This window comes from Domibacillus antri (assembly GCF_001936625.1).
In the GTDB taxonomy this organism is placed as follows: domain Bacteria; phylum Bacillota; class Bacilli; order Bacillales; family Domibacillaceae; genus Domibacillus; species Domibacillus antri.
In genome coordinates this window covers 1-14465 of the sequence record NZ_MSDU01000051.1, presented here as the reverse complement: position 1 = coordinate 14465, position 14465 = coordinate 1, and the positions used below count along the sequence as shown (strand labels likewise).

Below are 14465 nucleotides of genomic sequence, written 5' to 3'. Positions count from 1 at the left end.
TTTTAAACTCGGAAATGACACTCACATAAGATTCCTAAATGTTTAGTACAAACACCCACAATGTTTTCCCGTAAGGGATTATGTTTTAAAGTATTTATGATGTCATCAATATCTTTATAAATATTGAATTTCTTCTTTTTGAGAAATTTGTTTATCTCTTCATATGCCTTTAGTAATTCTGGTTCGGATAGTTCATTTTTCACCAAGGTATTTTGATTGTTGGGTTCTAACTCTAACGAGTTTCCATCAGCTTTTGCACGTCTCATTAGTGTTTCCCGAACAAGAATATCGTCATCTCTAAAATAGTGCTGTGTCATTTCTTCACTAAGATGGTTCATGTGTTGTCGTATCCACTGTATACTCCTACCCTTATCTTTTAAAATATTCGCTACAGCTACCCTAAATTGATGGGCATTCAAAGTAAACATAGTTTCTCCTATAATTGGAGGATTAGGTTCGCTCTTGTCGATATAACTCACTAAATAAGAAGTTACTTTCTGAATATGAACTTGAGCTATTTCATAATCTGATAGATGATGAAATATTTCTTTTTGGTGTCTATAAAAGAATGTATCAAAAAGATAATCAAAGGATGAACGACCATATTTTTTACCAGACCTATTTACATACAAATATGTGTTTTTTCCTTTTTCTCTCCTTTTTTTTGATAACTTTTCAAGCAGTTGATAGGCTTTTATTGTATTGGCAAAGGCAATGGTCTTAGTCCATCTGCCATCTTTTGAAGGTGTTGTTTTATAGGTGAAAAATTCAAGATAGTAGGCTTTTTCTTTTTTATCTAATATTGTAATATCACTTAACTTATCTACTTCTAATCTTTCAAGTTCCCCCCTTCTCATTCCTGTATGAGATAAAATAACAATGAGACAAGCCATCATTCGGTCTTGAATTCTTAGACTTTCATCCTCCATATCCATTAACGCACACTGAACGGTTTGATTAAAAATTCTTTTGGGAATGTTAGATGTTTTATTAGCTTCCATTTCCGCTTTTCTTTCTTCCCAAGAAACAGTAAGTTTTTTTTCATATTCCGATAAATCTATTTCATGTCCAGCCAATTGAACCTCTTGCAGGAACTTTTTCACTCCAGCTAAAAGCCGATTCAATCGGTCTTTAGTAATATTTGTTTTTTTCAGATTTTCAACATATTCCTTTATAATTTCAGGGCTTAAATACCTTAAGTCATACATATATTTTTCTTTCTCTAAATACAAAATAAATCTTTTTATAGTGTTAAATGTTTTATCGTACACTGTAACGTTTCGTTTGCTTTTTCGTAAAATAAACAATTCACGAAGAACTACTTTTTTTAATAATACCCGAAATACTTTTGACCGAAAGAGCGAAAAATCAAGGGAAGGTACTTCAGGATGTAATTTATCGGAAATATCCCAAGTATTATCGGAAAACCGTATATTTCTTGTAATCAATAGGGCAGGTTCATCAATAAAATCACCTTTAAGGTAATTCTCTTCCCCCGATATTGTACTGGCATTCGGTACGTTCCATTCTATTTCTTCAGTAATTCCCATATGTTCAGTAGTCATTTTTTCGCCCCCATGATGGCATACATTTCTATTAAGTAACCACCGTAAAGTTCCATTAATCCTGTATAAAAGTTTCTTTCAACAATAGATGTAGCATTATCCCCTTTGCTTTTATATTCTTTCATTTTTCGTTCAAAATGAGCACTACGTTCGATGGTTGTTACGAATTTTTTGCATGTCAGACACCTGTAAAAACTATCTTCGTCTGTATCAACTTTTATACACGATTCACTTGCACAATTACCAGCATCTTCTTGCACAGGAGGGAGGTCTTTAGCAGTTTCGTTTTCAACAATCTCGCCAGGTAATTCTTCATCGAGAATAGTGACTTCGTAAAGTGCCTCTACATACCGTTTTGTATTCTCTCTATCACGATAATGTCTGGCCGCTACTTTGGCTGAGTTCCCAGTAATAACCCCAACCTCCAGGGTTGATATAAGACCATCCTCAACCATTTGCCAAGCCCTTTCAATGTAGGTATCACGTAAACTATTAGGTTTATATCGCACCTTAATTTTTTCCTCATAAAAAAGGTAATCTATAGTTTTTATAAATAAATCATAAAAACGCCATCCTATTTTTATTATTTTATTTTGAAAGGCAGGGTGAGTTCCGATAAAAATAAACTTTCTTAAAGACGATTCTGCGTTTCTGTAAACATTTTTAGTGATATGTATGGCTTTTTCAATCAATCGTATATGTTCTATTATAAAAACTTCTCTTTTATACTCTTTATCTGTTGTCTTACTGTAATAACGAATAGTACCAAATGTTCCACTTTCATCAATTGATTCGATACAATCTCTTTCCAATCCCAATATTTCACCAGTTCGGAGTTTTGTTTCTATAGTTAATTGGAATAAAATCAGTAAAAGTTCATCTTCCTCAGTACGAATTCGCGCCTTAAATTCTTTATAGATTTCTCTAAAATCCTCAACCGAAATAGGTGTTCCACCTTTAGCCTCAACATTAGTTTGACTAAATTGCTCTATGTATAATCCTGAAATGTTATATTTATGCTGAATATGTTTCATAAATAGATGAATTATACTAATGTAAGTGTTAATGGTTTTGCCTGTATATTCTTCATTAGATATAAGACTTGCATAATAATAAATGATGAACCTGCTGGAAAAAAGTTTTCTCTCGTTTGAACCCAACAAAGGGTCAGATATTATAGATTCATTTCTCAATGGCAATACTTTTAACTCTTCTTGATAATAAGCATCTGCTTCATTTATAAAGTCTCTGATTACAGAAAAATGTGCATGAATATTTTTATATATAACATCTAAATTCCAGATATAATCCTTTAAATCTTTTCTAATCTCTGTGTTGTGTACCAATTCAAAGTCCAGAAGAAAATTACTTAAATTCGCTATATGAGTACCATTTTTTTCAATATCGGCTACTACAAACCATTTGTGGCATCTTGGACAATTGCCCATTGAATTAAGATTTACTATTTCATACCCCTCTTCAACACTTTTTTGATAGTGCATATGGGTGATGATATCTCTATTAAAATAAAATGACGTGAACAACCTATTTCCATGTTCCTCTAAATATAAGTCATCTATATATCTATAAAACTTCACAAGGAGGGTAATCGGCTTGTATCTTGCTTTAGGGTCGTATTCTTTAAAAAGTGATTTTAAATAGATTAATTGTATTTTAAATGTCTTTGCACCAAAATCTTCAAGCCTATTTATTTGCAGACCCCTCAAGCTATCTTCAAAACTTGCTATAAATAGTCTAACGCTAAAAAGATAATTTATTTTACTTAGATTAGAAACGAAACTTTCCATGATATTAAATATGAACTTATTTTTGGTATGTATAAAGAAATTGACTGGAGCTTTTTCCCCATTTGTTAAAATATATTCTGCTTGAATCACTTGTTCCACCGTTGAATCAAGTGGAAAATAGGTTGTAATGTTATTTAAAATAAAGGGATTATCTCGTACATATTTGTTCCTTCGAGTAAATTCATCTGACAATAGAAGATAACTATATTGTTCAATAATTTTTTTTACTTTTTCATTTATAATGAGTTCTGAAGACAGGGTATATAAGTAGAAATTACGTATCATTTGTCTCATTAGCAACCGAAAGCGATAATTTACGGAAAGAATCTCATGTTGGATTTTACAATAATTTTCCCAAGTGAAACCCTCTTGATTTAGAATATGTTTTCCTACAATTGTAATAAATGTTTTTATGATTGTTTTAATATTTCCTTTTGAGAGGCTTGGTCTTTCTAACAAGATTTTCTGCATTTCCTTAGTTTGAAGCCATTCACAAATAAAACTTTTGATTAAATCATCTGAATCATTTGAATGTAGATGTTCTACAATTAAGTGAACTTGCCTTTCATCATAAAAGTCACTTTGAATCATCACCATAAAAATCCTCCTTATTCCTTTTATGGTTTTTTTCTAAGAGTTCTACCTGGTCTTCATCATCTGGATTGTAATAGACTTCACAACTATATGGATTGGAATGCCGAAGAAGTCTTTGTAACTCTAAGATTCCCTTTCCTTTATGTTTCATGGCGTAAGCATGTCGAAAACGATGGCTTAAATTCGTAGATTTAGTACCTTTATCTACATGAATCCCTGCTTTTTTAAAAATCCCCCGAAGAACATAACCCCATCCAGCTTGTGTTAAAGGGGTATAGTGTTGGTGATTTAAAAAGATATATTGATTCTCATTATTTAAAAGGGGGATTGTTCCGACTCTATCAGCCCTTGCTTTATTTTTTAGGTTTTCCCTTTTTATTGGGCTTCTACTTAAAAGAATGTCATCTCTCGATTCGTCTATGTATTCCTGAAGAAATTCTGCCATTTCTTCTTCGATTAGAACTGCTTGATATCCAAGGTGATTACCTTCATTTGTATAATTATTATTCTCATAATCATCCACTGATGTAGGGGTCATAACTCCTTTTCCTCTCTGTGTAGGTTTGTCTGTTAGTCTATCTCGAATGATTAGGTTATAATACCCATCCTTATATGATGGCTCTATATCTTCAAATGTCAGCCCTAAAACTTCTCCTATACGTAGCCCATAATTGTACATCAAATCAATAATCACTTTTTCACGTAGACCATAGCTGTCTTCAACGACTGCCATAATCTTTTCATACTGATAAGGCTTTATGTACTTTGGAACGGATTTTTGCTCACCTACTTTTTTATTTGCTTTGTATCGTTCCTTTGACTCTTTTTGGGCATGTGCAAAAAATCCATTACCAACTGTTATACCTGTTTTTGTCGTTTCAAATAAGGGCGAATTTGTCATGCCATACATTTTATCCAAAAAGTCTCTATAAACGTTTAAGTAGGTGTTGTATGTTTGATTGTACCGTCTAATTTGAAGGTCTACATTCCATATTTCTCCTTCCTTTTTTCCTCCTTCTAAGAACAACTGTAGGTTTCTAATATCACTGTTCGTTATGTTTTGAGGGTTATCAATATGTACCAGTTTCAAGAACGAAAAGAATATCTTTAAAGCTGAAAAAGCAGATTCCCTTTTTTTGTATTTTTTATCTCCAATCTTTTCGTTTAGATAGATATTTGCGTCATCTATTAACTTCCCATTTAAGTCCGTAATAATGAAATAAGTCATCTTTTTTTCGGGTGATTCCTTTATAAATCCTATTGCTCCAAACTTCTGAATAAGCTCATTATTGCTGTCATATCGTTCATACACTGTCCCTAAAGATGTTTGTTTATCCTTAATAACTCCCATATGGTGTTACCTCCCTAACTAAAGGTCCTCGAACTACGTTCTGCGGATACCGCTACCCGCTTCGGGACTCTGTCCTCCTCCAAGTGCAAATATATTTCTTTATTTTCAATTTATTATTCGTAAGTATTCTGTATTTGTATATCGGCTAATAGGTAGGTATGTTCACTTATTCAGATATACAATAGCTCCACTTATCATAAGTATATATCGTCCTAAAAAAATATCCAATACTTTCCTGAGTTACTGTACATATTCATAGCTTTTCATAATGAACAGGCGTCCCGACCCAGGCGGTAAAAAGATACCCTTTCCGTCCAAACGTCCGATACAATAATTGAACGGATTTTTTTTCGAAAAAATCAAGCAAAAAACCGGCCGCCAATATGATTCCGACTAACGAAATCAATTGAAAAACAGCGTTGATCACAATCGACATAAAAGAATGAAACATGTCCTTTTTGATCCCTCCCGCTTTTAGGAATACAATCATTATATCCCATCCTAACCATTTCCGATTCTTTCCCCCTCCCCTTGTCACTTCCTGAACATACATACAGCCATTGATGTGAAAATAAATATCAATGGCTGTATTTTTCTGATTCCATTCCCTTATCGGTTACTTCTTCTTGTTTCAGATTCCGGCATTATATTTGGATAAAAGTTGTCACATGGTTTTTCCGATTCAGACGTCCCTTGAAGCGAGTTCAAAGCGGCAGATAAATCCATAAACCACTGCTCATCTCTTGTCAATAAGGCCAAATCGATTAATTGAAGAAGCTGTTCTTCTCTTGCTGCTGTTAAAATCGATAATTTTGCTGCCCATTTATTGAACAAACGAATCGTTTTTCCGACCTTGCTTTCGTTATCCGAGTCTACCACATGTACTTTCATAATATCATGCAATGGATCGACATTGACAATGTATCCTTGTACGAGTTCGCCTTCTCTTGTCGTCGCCTTGACCCAATCGCCTACTTCAAAATGATGTGTCAGATTCATTGTTGTTCACCATCCCCAATCGAATTAACTGTAATTTTATTGTGTACAGTTATGAAAGTCAAACAAAGTGTCTTCCGCAATTCTTATTTTAAAAAGCGAAACAATTTATTTGACTTAAGGAGAACGGATCATATATCGTTAATTACCGATATATCGATATACATGAAAAAAAGAAAGGGGCACACACTATTGAAGCATGAGTCACACGCTTTGAGTGACGAAAAAGCGGTTGATATTTTCAAGGCGCTGTCGAATCAGACACGACTCGGCATTCTCCACATGCTGAAAGATCCGGAAACGAACTTTTCAGCTCAGGCACACGTAATTAAGGAAGAAGATTTTGAAGGCGGCGTTTGCGTGAGTGACATTCATAAGAAAACAGGAACCTCTCAGTCCACCACGTCACAATATTTATCTATTTTGCTGCAAAGCGGCTTAGTTGAAACGAAACGCATTGGTCAGTGGACCTATTACCGCCGCAATGAGGAAACGATTAAACAACTTGAACAATACCTTCAGTTTAAACTTTAGCATCAAGGAGGAAATATGTGAGCCTGTTACAACACGATGCCTACAGCAAAATGTATCAAAAAGATAAAATGACGCTCGGGTTTGTCCTGCCGCTTGAGAGGATGTCCACGTCCCTTCCAAAAATGCAAAACCAAGTGGAAATGGCCCAGGAAATTGAACGGTTCGGTTTTGCAGCTCTTTGGCTGCGGGATGTAACGATCCAAAATGTAAAAGTGGATGACAATGGTCAATTGTATGATCTATGGATTTATTTAACCTATAAGAGAAATGATTCAAGAACTTGGAGAAGAAATACTGCCCTACTTCCCTATGCACCAAGATACTGGCAGTGAGTAAAAAAGCTTCAAGGACCATTTCCAAATACAGATCACATCTTTTCAAAATGGTAACACGCTTGTATTTCGATACTCAAAAATTATAATTTAAAAATAACAAAGAAAGAAGTTGAACATATGTCAAACAGTACTAAAGGAAAGCAATTGCGCGATATTCGGTTTTCAGTCCTTGATCTCTCTCCCATTGCGGCCGGCGGCACTCCCGCTGATTCTTTTCGGAATACATTAGGTCTTGCCCGGCATGTTGAAAAATTAGGCTATAACCGATTCTGGCTCGCAGAACATCATAATATGCCGTTCATCGCCAGCTCCGCGACGTCTGTTGTCATAGGTCATGTCGCAGCCGGCACATCAAAAATCCGGGTCGGTTCCGGCGGCATCATGCTGCCAAATCATGCCCCTTTAGTGATTGCAGAGCAATTTGGAACGCTCGAATCGTTATTTCCAGGACGGATCGATCTTGGCCTTGGGCGGGCTCCGGGTACCGATCAGCGGACGGCTTTTGCCCTTCGCCGTGATCTAAGAAGTACCGGAGATGACTTTCCGGAGCAATTAGCGGAGCTGCGCGCTTATTTTGATCCATCATTAGCATCAGGCAATCGGCCGGTAAGAGCCATTCCGGGAGAAGGACTAAACATTCCTGTCTGGCTCCTCGGTTCAAGCGGGTTCAGCGCACAGCTGGCAGGGCAGCTCGGTTTGCCATTTGCGTTTGCCAGCCACTTCTCGCCGAACAATACGCTGGGTGCATTAAGCTTATATCACCAGTCCTTCCAGCCTTCTAAAGTGCTTGAAAAGCCGTATGCAATGGTGGGCGTAAACGTGATTGCCGCTGACACGGACGCTGAGGCTCAATTTTTAGCCACAACATTACAGCAGCAGTTTTTGAACTTGAGCCGAAATAATGAAGTACCGCTGCAGCCGCCGGTTGAAAATCTGGCTGAACAGTGGAGCACGTATGAAATCCAGGCGTTACAGCATCAGCTTGGTTCATCTATCATTGGAAGCCCAGAAACAGTGAAAGAAAAGCTGCAGGCCTTTTTAAATGACACACAGGCGGATGAAATGATGGTCATCAGCCAGATTTTTGACCATAAAGCACGTCTCCATTCTTATGATATTGTCGCTGAGGTCACAAAATAATAAGTGATTCTATAAAAAGTTATACGAACAAATGAACAAACATTCGGAGGTATAATTAATGTAATTAAAAGGAAAACGCGTGGTTGTTGTTGGTGGTACATCGGGTATTGGATTAGCTGTCGCGAAAGCGTTTCGTGATGAATCTGCACAAGTCATCATCGCCAGCCGTTCGGCTTCAAAGCTTGCAGAAGCGAAACAGTTGCTTGGAAGTAATACAGAAGCATATGAATTGGATTTTCGAAGTGAAGAAACGGCCGGAGAAGGTGCTATGGGGCTTTTTAAAGACTTGCCTGTCTCCAATGCCAAACAAGCCTTTGACAGTAAATTCTGGGGGCAGTATGTAACTGTCCGGGCAGCCCTCCCATACTTGAATGATGAGAGCTCCATTACGTTAACATCAGGTGTCTATGGCGTGCGTCCTCCTCAAGGTGCTTCTACGCTAGCATCGATCAACTCGGCGATCGACGGATTGGTACGCGGACTTGCCGTAGACCTTGCTCCAATCAGAGTCAATGTTGTTTCGCCGGGAATCGTAGATACACCTGTTTATTCCGGCATGTCAGAAGAGGAACGGGATGTAATGTTCAGCGTAATTGCGCAGCAGCTGCCAGTTGGACGAATTGCGCAGCCGGACGACATTGCACAATCATATGTCTACTTAGCGAAAAATGGATTTACGACTGGATCTGCCGTTCTCATTGATGGGGGCGCTCATTTAGTTTAAAGCTGCATGAATAAACAAAAAACGGGGAGGTCTCAAAAGCACATTGAGACCTCCCCTTTCTCATTTTTTAAGCCGGATTTCTTTCAGTTTGGGCCGGATTTTCTGATTTTTGGGCCGGTTTCCTTGTCATTTGGGCCGAATCCCCTTACCCTTAAATTCGGCCTTCATGAATCCGGCTTTCATATCGATAAATCGGCCTAAATGTGAACATTCCGGCTATATTGCCGATGAATTCGGCCTAAGTAATACAAAATCTGGCCATCTATTCAACATCAGTATCATGTACATGAGCATGTTTTTAATCCTAAGGTGTTTTTATCCCTGTAAAGCTTGTTTAACACTTTCTTCAAGTGGTGTCGGTGTTCCAATAAGCTTTTCAAGGTCTTCTGTCGTTCTGAACGTTTCTCCCTCCGCAATCGATTGATAAATGCCGGCAAACATTAAAGCCAAATGTTCAGGCAGTCCGGCCTGTAAAAGAATCGCTTTTTCCTCTTCGAATGAAACCGCCTGGTGCACGATCGTTTTTCCCGAAATGTCGGACAAAATTTGAGCAAGCTCGTCAAAGCTCCACGTTTTATTAGCGACAAGCGTATACGTTTTATTTTCATGTCCGTCTTCTTTCAAGACAACGGCCGCCGCTAATGCCAGATCACTGCGGGTCAACGTATTCAATCTTCCTTTTCCCGTATTCGTCACGACAGCTCCGTGTTCAATGGATGCCGCGAGCGCCGGATTGACAAACACTTCCGTGTAAAGAGAGTTGCGCAGGAAAGTATACGGAATCTTCGTCGTACGAATCGCCTGTTCCGTCGCCAGGTGGACGTGAGCAAGAGGAATGGCAGACTCCTCTGCAAACGCATATCCGGTGTAGATAATGTGTTTCACTCCTGCATCGCGGGCTGCTTTGACGACATTGGCATGCTGTACGATGCGGAGTGTATCATCACTGTCCGGGCTTGAGACAAACAATAGTTTATCGGCACCTTCAAAAGCGTTCACAAGCGAGTCTGGATGATCATAATCACCATGGCGGATTTCAACCCCTTTTTCAGCAAGTGATGGGGCTTTTTCTTTATCGCGGACGACCGCGATGATTTCATTCGCCGGGACGTTTTTATCGAAAAGATGTTGAATCACAAGACTCCCAAGCTGACCTGTTGCACCCGTTATAACAATTGACATATACATGACCTTCCTTTTTAAAGAAAAATTTCAAGACGGGATTAGTTTGACCTGATTGAGATCTCCATATGTACAAAATCAGCCTTCCACAAGCTGATAAATCCACTATCTTATTGTAACAATAATAGTTACATTTAGCGCGTATGTCAAGAATGTTGATTTTTTTATTTTCAGCAGACGAAAGGAACAGTAAATTTGAATATTTTATTCATTACCGCTACGATGAATGTGCACCATGAAAACGTAATGAATTAAAGAAGAGGTGTTCAAAAATGAAAGCAATTGGATTATACAAATATTTACCGGCGGATCATCCTGAAAGCCTATTAGATTTGCAGCTGGAAAAACCTTCTCCATCCGGAAGAGATATTCTGGTGAATGTAAAAGCGGTCTCCGTCAATCCAGTCGATACGAAAGTACGCAGTCCCAAGGATAAAACTGAAACAGAACCACGCATTTTAGGATGGGATGCAGCAGGAACTGTTGTGGAAACCGGGCCTGACTGCACACTTTTCCAGCCCGGAGATGAAGTGTATTATGCGGGAAGTATTATTCGTCAAGGTGCCAATAGTGAATTTCATCTTGTCGATGAACGAATTGTTGGAAAAAAGCCGGCATCCCTTGATTTTGCGGAAGCGGCCGCATTGCCGTTAACGGCCATAACCGCATGGGAAGCGTTATTTGACCGCCTTGGTATCGATATGGATCATACAGACAACAAAAAGAAAAGTATTTTAATTATTGGTGCAGCCGGCGGGGTTGGCTCCATTGCTGTACAGTTAGCAAAAGTTGCCGGATTAACGGTGATCGGCCGGCACCGCCTCACGCCCGGAATCAGCCGAATGGGTAAAAAATAGGGGCGCTGATGTTGTAATCAATCATTTTGATGCTTTTAAGCCTCAATTAAAAAAGGCCGGTTTTGAGCATGCAGATTATATTCTCTGCTTAAACACAACGGAAAGACATTGGGAAAACATGGCCGAAGTCATCGCACCGCAGGGAAAAATCTGCTCTATTGTTGAAACAGATGAACCGTTAAACCTTACATTATTGAAGGACAAAAGTGCATCATTTGCATGGGAGTTCATGTTTACGCGATCCAAATACGAAACGGATGATATGATTGAACAGCATCACTTATTAAATAAAGTGAGCCAGCTCGTTGACGATCAAACCATCTCGACTACCGTTTCAGACGTTTTATCCCCGATCAATGCCCAAAATATGCGTCTGGCACATGAAAAATTAGAATCCGGAAGAACTATCGGAAAAGTGGTCTTAAAAGATTTTTAATCCACATAAAAACCGCCAGAGTAGCATATATAGTTTCTCTGGCGGTTTATTTCTCCATTAATTTCCGGCCCCTCTGTACTTTGTCACCCCTATATTCCACATGACAACAGAAAAAGAGAAAAACAAAAGCCCCATTAATGGCGTCAAAAAGGCATAGCTGTACCATTCTTCCCTTCCTAAAAAGTAGGCGGATGGATAGACACCAACAAATGCAAATGGCAGAATCCATGTCAGGACAAAGCGAATCACATGGTTATAAATATCAACCGGATAGCGGCCGTAGTTGCCGATATTGTACATCATCGGCATAATGCTTGTTGGACTGTCCGACCAAAAGCTGATGCTGGCAATGAGGACAAAAATGGCTGCATACACAAACGTTCCGCCTAACACGAAAGCAGCAAATAGAAACGGATCATACCAGGAAAAGCTTAAATGTAAATCCCGTGCCGCGTAGAACATGACAGCCATGCCCGTCACGACACCAAAAAGCGATTCAAGCTCCATCCGCTCCAAAATAATTTGAAAAAGACTATGGATTGGCCTTGTTAAAATGCGGTCCATTTCTCCTTTTACGATGTACCGTTCATTAAAATCCCAAATGTTAAAAAAAGCGCCAAAAATCGCAAACGGAACAAGGAAAAAACCATAAATAAAAATAATTTCATCTCGCGTCCAGCCGTTTAAAAACGATGTATGATCAAAGACCACTAAAATAAAAATTAAATTGACCGCCTGAAAAAGCAGGTCGGACACAATTTCGATCACCATATCCGTTCGATACGTTAAACGGGACTTCATGTATTGAGCCACATATTGAAAAAAGATGGTTACATATTTCATTTTCTATCCCCCCTGAACGACTAACTGTTTTCTCGCAGCCAGCCAAAGCACTTGAATCGGCACAATCAGGATGAGCACCCAGAGGATCTGAAAGAAAAGGGCATTCACTATTTCAGAGCCGGCAAAGCTCTCCGTAAAAATCATGCTCGGAATGTAGCTGATCGCTTGAAAAGGCAGGAAGCCCATGATATGCTGCGCCCAGCCGGGATAAAAGCTGATCGGTAACAGCAGCCCTGAAAAAAGATCAATAATGACACGTTTTGCCCGAATCAACCCTGCATTATTGAAAAAGAAAAAGGTTAACATCCCCGTTAATAAATTGATCTGCATGTTAATCATAAAACTAAACAGCAGTGACAGCATAAACAGGAGCCAGACCTCGGGCTTCGCAGAAAACGTAATTGGAAAAATGAGCGCCACAACCACCATGCCCGGAATCGAAAAAAAGCTTAAACGAAAGATTCCTTCACCAAGCCCCTGCATCGTTTTCATGACTAAATAATTATAAGGACGGATAAACTCGACGGCTACCTTTCCTTCTTTGATTTCCTGGGCAATTTCTCTGTCAATATTATTATAGTAGAATGCCCGCGCCATCCAGGCAATCGCCACATAAGAAGTCATTTGAAGAGCTGTCATGCCTTCAATAGACCCTTTATCCCCATAAATCGCATTCCAAAGAAAATAATAGGCACCAATGTTGATGCTGTAAATTAAAATGCCGCTGTAGTAATTGGTCCGGTACGCGAGCATCATGAGAAAACGGATCCGGATCATTTCAATATACTTAGCCATTCATTACGCCTTCTTCATAAATATTTCGGATAATGTCTTCAGTCGAAATTTCATGTACTTTTAAATCGGTTATTTTATGGGCAGCGACGACTCTTCCAATCACTTCAGAAATAATGTGCTCATCATTTCTGACATTGGCGATCCACACATTTTTGCGGTCTCCCGGTGTCCACGCTGCATCCAATTCTCCAAGCAAAGGAGCCAATTGGTCTTTTGCCATATCAAAATCGGCAAACTGAAATTCAATCTGCTTTCCTTCTCCCCAATTGGAACGAAGCTTGGCCAATTTGCCGTCATAAATAATCTGCCCTTCATCAAGCATAATGACCCGTTCGCATAATGCTTCAATGTCGCTTAAGTCATGTGTTGTCAGCAAAACCGTTGTCCCGTACTTTTCATTCATTTCTTTCAGGAAGTTACGTATCTTTAACTTTACCAAAACATCGAGGCCGATTGTCGGTTCATCCAGGAACAATAAGGGCGGGTTATGCAGCAGTGCCGCCGCCAGTTCACAGCGCATCCTTTGGCCAAGTGACAGTTTTCTCACCGGTTTATCAAGCAGCGGCGCAATATCCAGTGATTCAATCACATGATTCATATGGGCGTTATAATCTTCATCCGGAACATTATATACTTTTTTGAGAAGGCGGAACGATTCCTGCACCGCAATGTCCCACCATAACTGTGACCGCTGACCAAAGACAACGCCTATGGACCGAACGAATTTTTCTCTCTCTTTATGAGGATTTAAGCCATTGACAGTTACAATGCCAGAAGTAGGCGTTAAAATCCCAGTCAGCATTTTAATGCTCGTTGACTTCCCAGCTCCATTTTCTCCGATATAGCCGACCATTTCCCCCTTCGTCACCGTGAAGGAGATATCATTCACAGCAGGCACGATCTTATAATTGCGAGTGAATAAATCACGAAACGCCCCTTTGAGACCGGAACGGCTAGAATGGGATTTAAATTCTTTACGTAAATCAGTAACTTGAATAATGGTTTCCATATATACAAGACTCCTCTCTCCTTACACCTTTCTTAGTTTACCGAAGCGTCATGAAAGAAACAATTTAAACGTTTCATTTTACGCAACAAAACAAAAAGAAAATGAAAATAAGTTATTAAAAGGCAAAAAGAACTTTGCAAGCATCAAAAAAAGACAGCATTCGCTGTCTTTTTCATTGCCTGGCAGCGTCCTGCTCTCACAGGGGGAATCGCCCAACTAACATCGGCGCTCAAGGGCAGAAGTGCCGTGTTCGGGATGGGAACGGGTGGGCCCTCGACGCGGAGGCCACCAGCCAA

13 protein-coding genes, 1 rRNA gene and 1 pseudogene are annotated in these 14465 nt (G+C 39.1%); 5 read left to right on the top strand and 10 right to left on the bottom strand.

Going from position 1 to position 14465, the window contains the following annotated elements:
• Positions 1-2: 2 nt before the first annotated feature.
• The 5 genes from BTO30_RS15365 to BTO30_RS15345 form a co-directional block, all read right to left on the bottom strand.
• Positions 3-1565, bottom strand: coding sequence for a site-specific integrase (locus BTO30_RS15365; protein ID WP_075399581.1), 1563 nt, complete (start codon positions 1563-1565; stop codon positions 3-5).
• Positions 1562-3970 (bottom strand): site-specific integrase, encoded by a 2409-nt coding sequence (locus tag BTO30_RS16935; protein ID WP_083632465.1) that lies wholly within the window; start codon positions 3968-3970, stop codon positions 1562-1564. The genes BTO30_RS15365 and BTO30_RS16935 overlap by 4 nt, the downstream gene beginning before the upstream one ends.
• On the bottom strand, positions 3951-5318 hold the full coding sequence (locus BTO30_RS15355) for a tyrosine-type recombinase/integrase (RefSeq protein ID WP_075399580.1): 1368 nt from the start codon (positions 5316-5318) through the stop codon (positions 3951-3953). Before BTO30_RS15355 ends, BTO30_RS16935 begins: the two co-directional genes overlap by 20 nt.
• Before the next feature lie 253 nt (positions 5319-5571).
• Positions 5572-5808, bottom strand: coding sequence for a hypothetical protein (locus BTO30_RS15350; RefSeq protein WP_075399579.1), 237 nt, complete (start codon positions 5806-5808; stop codon positions 5572-5574).
• 119 nt (positions 5809-5927) lie between these two features.
• Complete coding sequence (locus BTO30_RS15345; RefSeq protein WP_075399578.1) at positions 5928-6317, bottom strand: IDEAL domain-containing protein; 390 nt, start codon at positions 6315-6317, stop codon at positions 5928-5930.
• 162 nt (positions 6318-6479) lie between these two features.
• On the opposite strand from BTO30_RS15345, the gene BTO30_RS15340 reads away from it, so the two are divergent.
• The 4 genes from BTO30_RS15340 (at position 6480) to BTO30_RS15325 (ending at position 9047) form a co-directional block, all read left to right on the top strand.
• A complete protein-coding gene (locus BTO30_RS15340) occupies positions 6480-6848 on the top strand; it encodes an ArsR/SmtB family transcription factor (protein WP_075399582.1) in 369 nt (122 codons plus the stop codon).
• A 17-nt stretch (positions 6849-6865) separates the two neighbouring features.
• The gene (locus tag BTO30_RS15335; RefSeq protein WP_211272854.1) at positions 6866-7180 is read left to right on the top strand and encodes an LLM class oxidoreductase; all 315 of its coding nucleotides are present in this window, start codon (positions 6866-6868) and stop codon (positions 7178-7180) included.
• A 120-nt stretch (positions 7181-7300) separates the two neighbouring features.
• Positions 7301-8323 (top strand): LLM class flavin-dependent oxidoreductase, encoded by a 1023-nt coding sequence (locus tag BTO30_RS15330; RefSeq protein WP_075399577.1) that lies wholly within the window; start codon positions 7301-7303, stop codon positions 8321-8323.
• Positions 8324-8402: 79 nt separating this feature from the next.
• A complete protein-coding gene (locus BTO30_RS15325; RefSeq protein ID WP_075399576.1) occupies positions 8403-9047 on the top strand; it encodes an SDR family oxidoreductase in 645 nt (214 codons plus the stop codon).
• A 315-nt stretch (positions 9048-9362) separates the two neighbouring features.
• On the opposite strand, the gene BTO30_RS15315 is transcribed toward BTO30_RS15325, so the two are convergent.
• The gene (locus BTO30_RS15315) at positions 9363-10229 is read right to left on the bottom strand and encodes an SDR family oxidoreductase (RefSeq protein ID WP_075399574.1); all 867 of its coding nucleotides are present in this window, start codon (positions 10227-10229) and stop codon (positions 9363-9365) included.
• A 272-nt stretch (positions 10230-10501) separates the two neighbouring features.
• Between BTO30_RS15315 and BTO30_RS15310 the strand changes: the two are divergent.
• Positions 10502-11522: pseudogene (locus BTO30_RS15310) on the top strand (zinc-binding alcohol dehydrogenase family protein).
• Positions 11523-11579: 57 nt separating this feature from the next.
• Here BTO30_RS15310 and BTO30_RS15305 read toward each other — a convergent pair.
• The 4 genes from BTO30_RS15305 to rrf form a co-directional block, all read right to left on the bottom strand.
• Positions 11580-12365 carry an ABC transporter permease gene (locus tag BTO30_RS15305; RefSeq protein ID WP_075399573.1) on the bottom strand — a complete coding sequence of 262 codons (786 nt, stop codon included), beginning with the start codon at positions 12363-12365 and terminating at the stop codon, positions 11580-11582.
• Between the two features lie 3 nt (positions 12366-12368).
• Entirely contained in the window at positions 12369-13160 is a 792-nt protein-coding gene (locus BTO30_RS15300; RefSeq protein ID WP_075399572.1) for an ABC transporter permease, read from the bottom strand.
• Complete coding sequence (locus BTO30_RS15295; protein ID WP_075399571.1) at positions 13153-14169, bottom strand: ABC transporter ATP-binding protein; 1017 nt, start codon at positions 14167-14169, stop codon at positions 13153-13155. The genes BTO30_RS15300 and BTO30_RS15295 overlap by 8 nt, the downstream gene beginning before the upstream one ends.
• 177 nt (positions 14170-14346) lie before the next feature.
• Positions 14347-14462: ribosomal RNA gene (gene rrf / locus BTO30_RS18065) — 5S ribosomal RNA — on the bottom strand.
• Positions 14463-14465: the final 3 nt, after the last annotated feature.

What these genes read in the sequence shown, in the direction of transcription:
- BTO30_RS15315 (WP_075399574.1), bottom strand. Translation starts at nt 10,229, where the DNA reads ATGTCAATTGTTATAACGGGTGCAACAGGTCAGCTTGGGAGTCTTGTG.
- BTO30_RS15340 (WP_075399582.1), top strand. Translation starts at nt 6,480, where the DNA reads ATGAAAAAAAGAAAGGGGCACACACTATTGAAGCATGAGTCACACGCT.
- BTO30_RS15350 (WP_075399579.1), bottom strand. Translation starts at nt 5,808, where the DNA reads ATGATTGTATTCCTAAAAGCGGGAGGGATCAAAAAGGACATGTTTCAT.
- BTO30_RS15305 (WP_075399573.1), bottom strand. Translation starts at nt 12,365, where the DNA reads ATGAAATATGTAACCATCTTTTTTCAATATGTGGCTCAATACATGAAG.
- BTO30_RS15345 (WP_075399578.1), bottom strand. Translation starts at nt 6,317, where the DNA reads ATGAATCTGACACATCATTTTGAAGTAGGCGATTGGGTCAAGGCGACG.
- BTO30_RS15355 (WP_075399580.1), bottom strand. Translation starts at nt 5,318, where the DNA reads ATGGGAGTTATTAAGGATAAACAAACATCTTTAGGGACAGTGTATGAA.
- BTO30_RS15365 (WP_075399581.1), bottom strand. Translation starts at nt 1,565, where the DNA reads ATGACTACTGAACATATGGGAATTACTGAAGAAATAGAATGGAACGTA.
- BTO30_RS15295 (WP_075399571.1), bottom strand. Translation starts at nt 14,169, where the DNA reads ATGGAAACCATTATTCAAGTTACTGATTTACGTAAAGAATTTAAATCC.
- BTO30_RS16935 (WP_083632465.1), bottom strand. Translation starts at nt 3,970, where the DNA reads ATGGTGATGATTCAAAGTGACTTTTATGATGAAAGGCAAGTTCACTTA.
- BTO30_RS15300 (WP_075399572.1), bottom strand. Translation starts at nt 13,160, where the DNA reads ATGGCTAAGTATATTGAAATGATCCGGATCCGTTTTCTCATGATGCTC.
- BTO30_RS15330 (WP_075399577.1), top strand. Translation starts at nt 7,301, where the DNA reads ATGTCAAACAGTACTAAAGGAAAGCAATTGCGCGATATTCGGTTTTCA.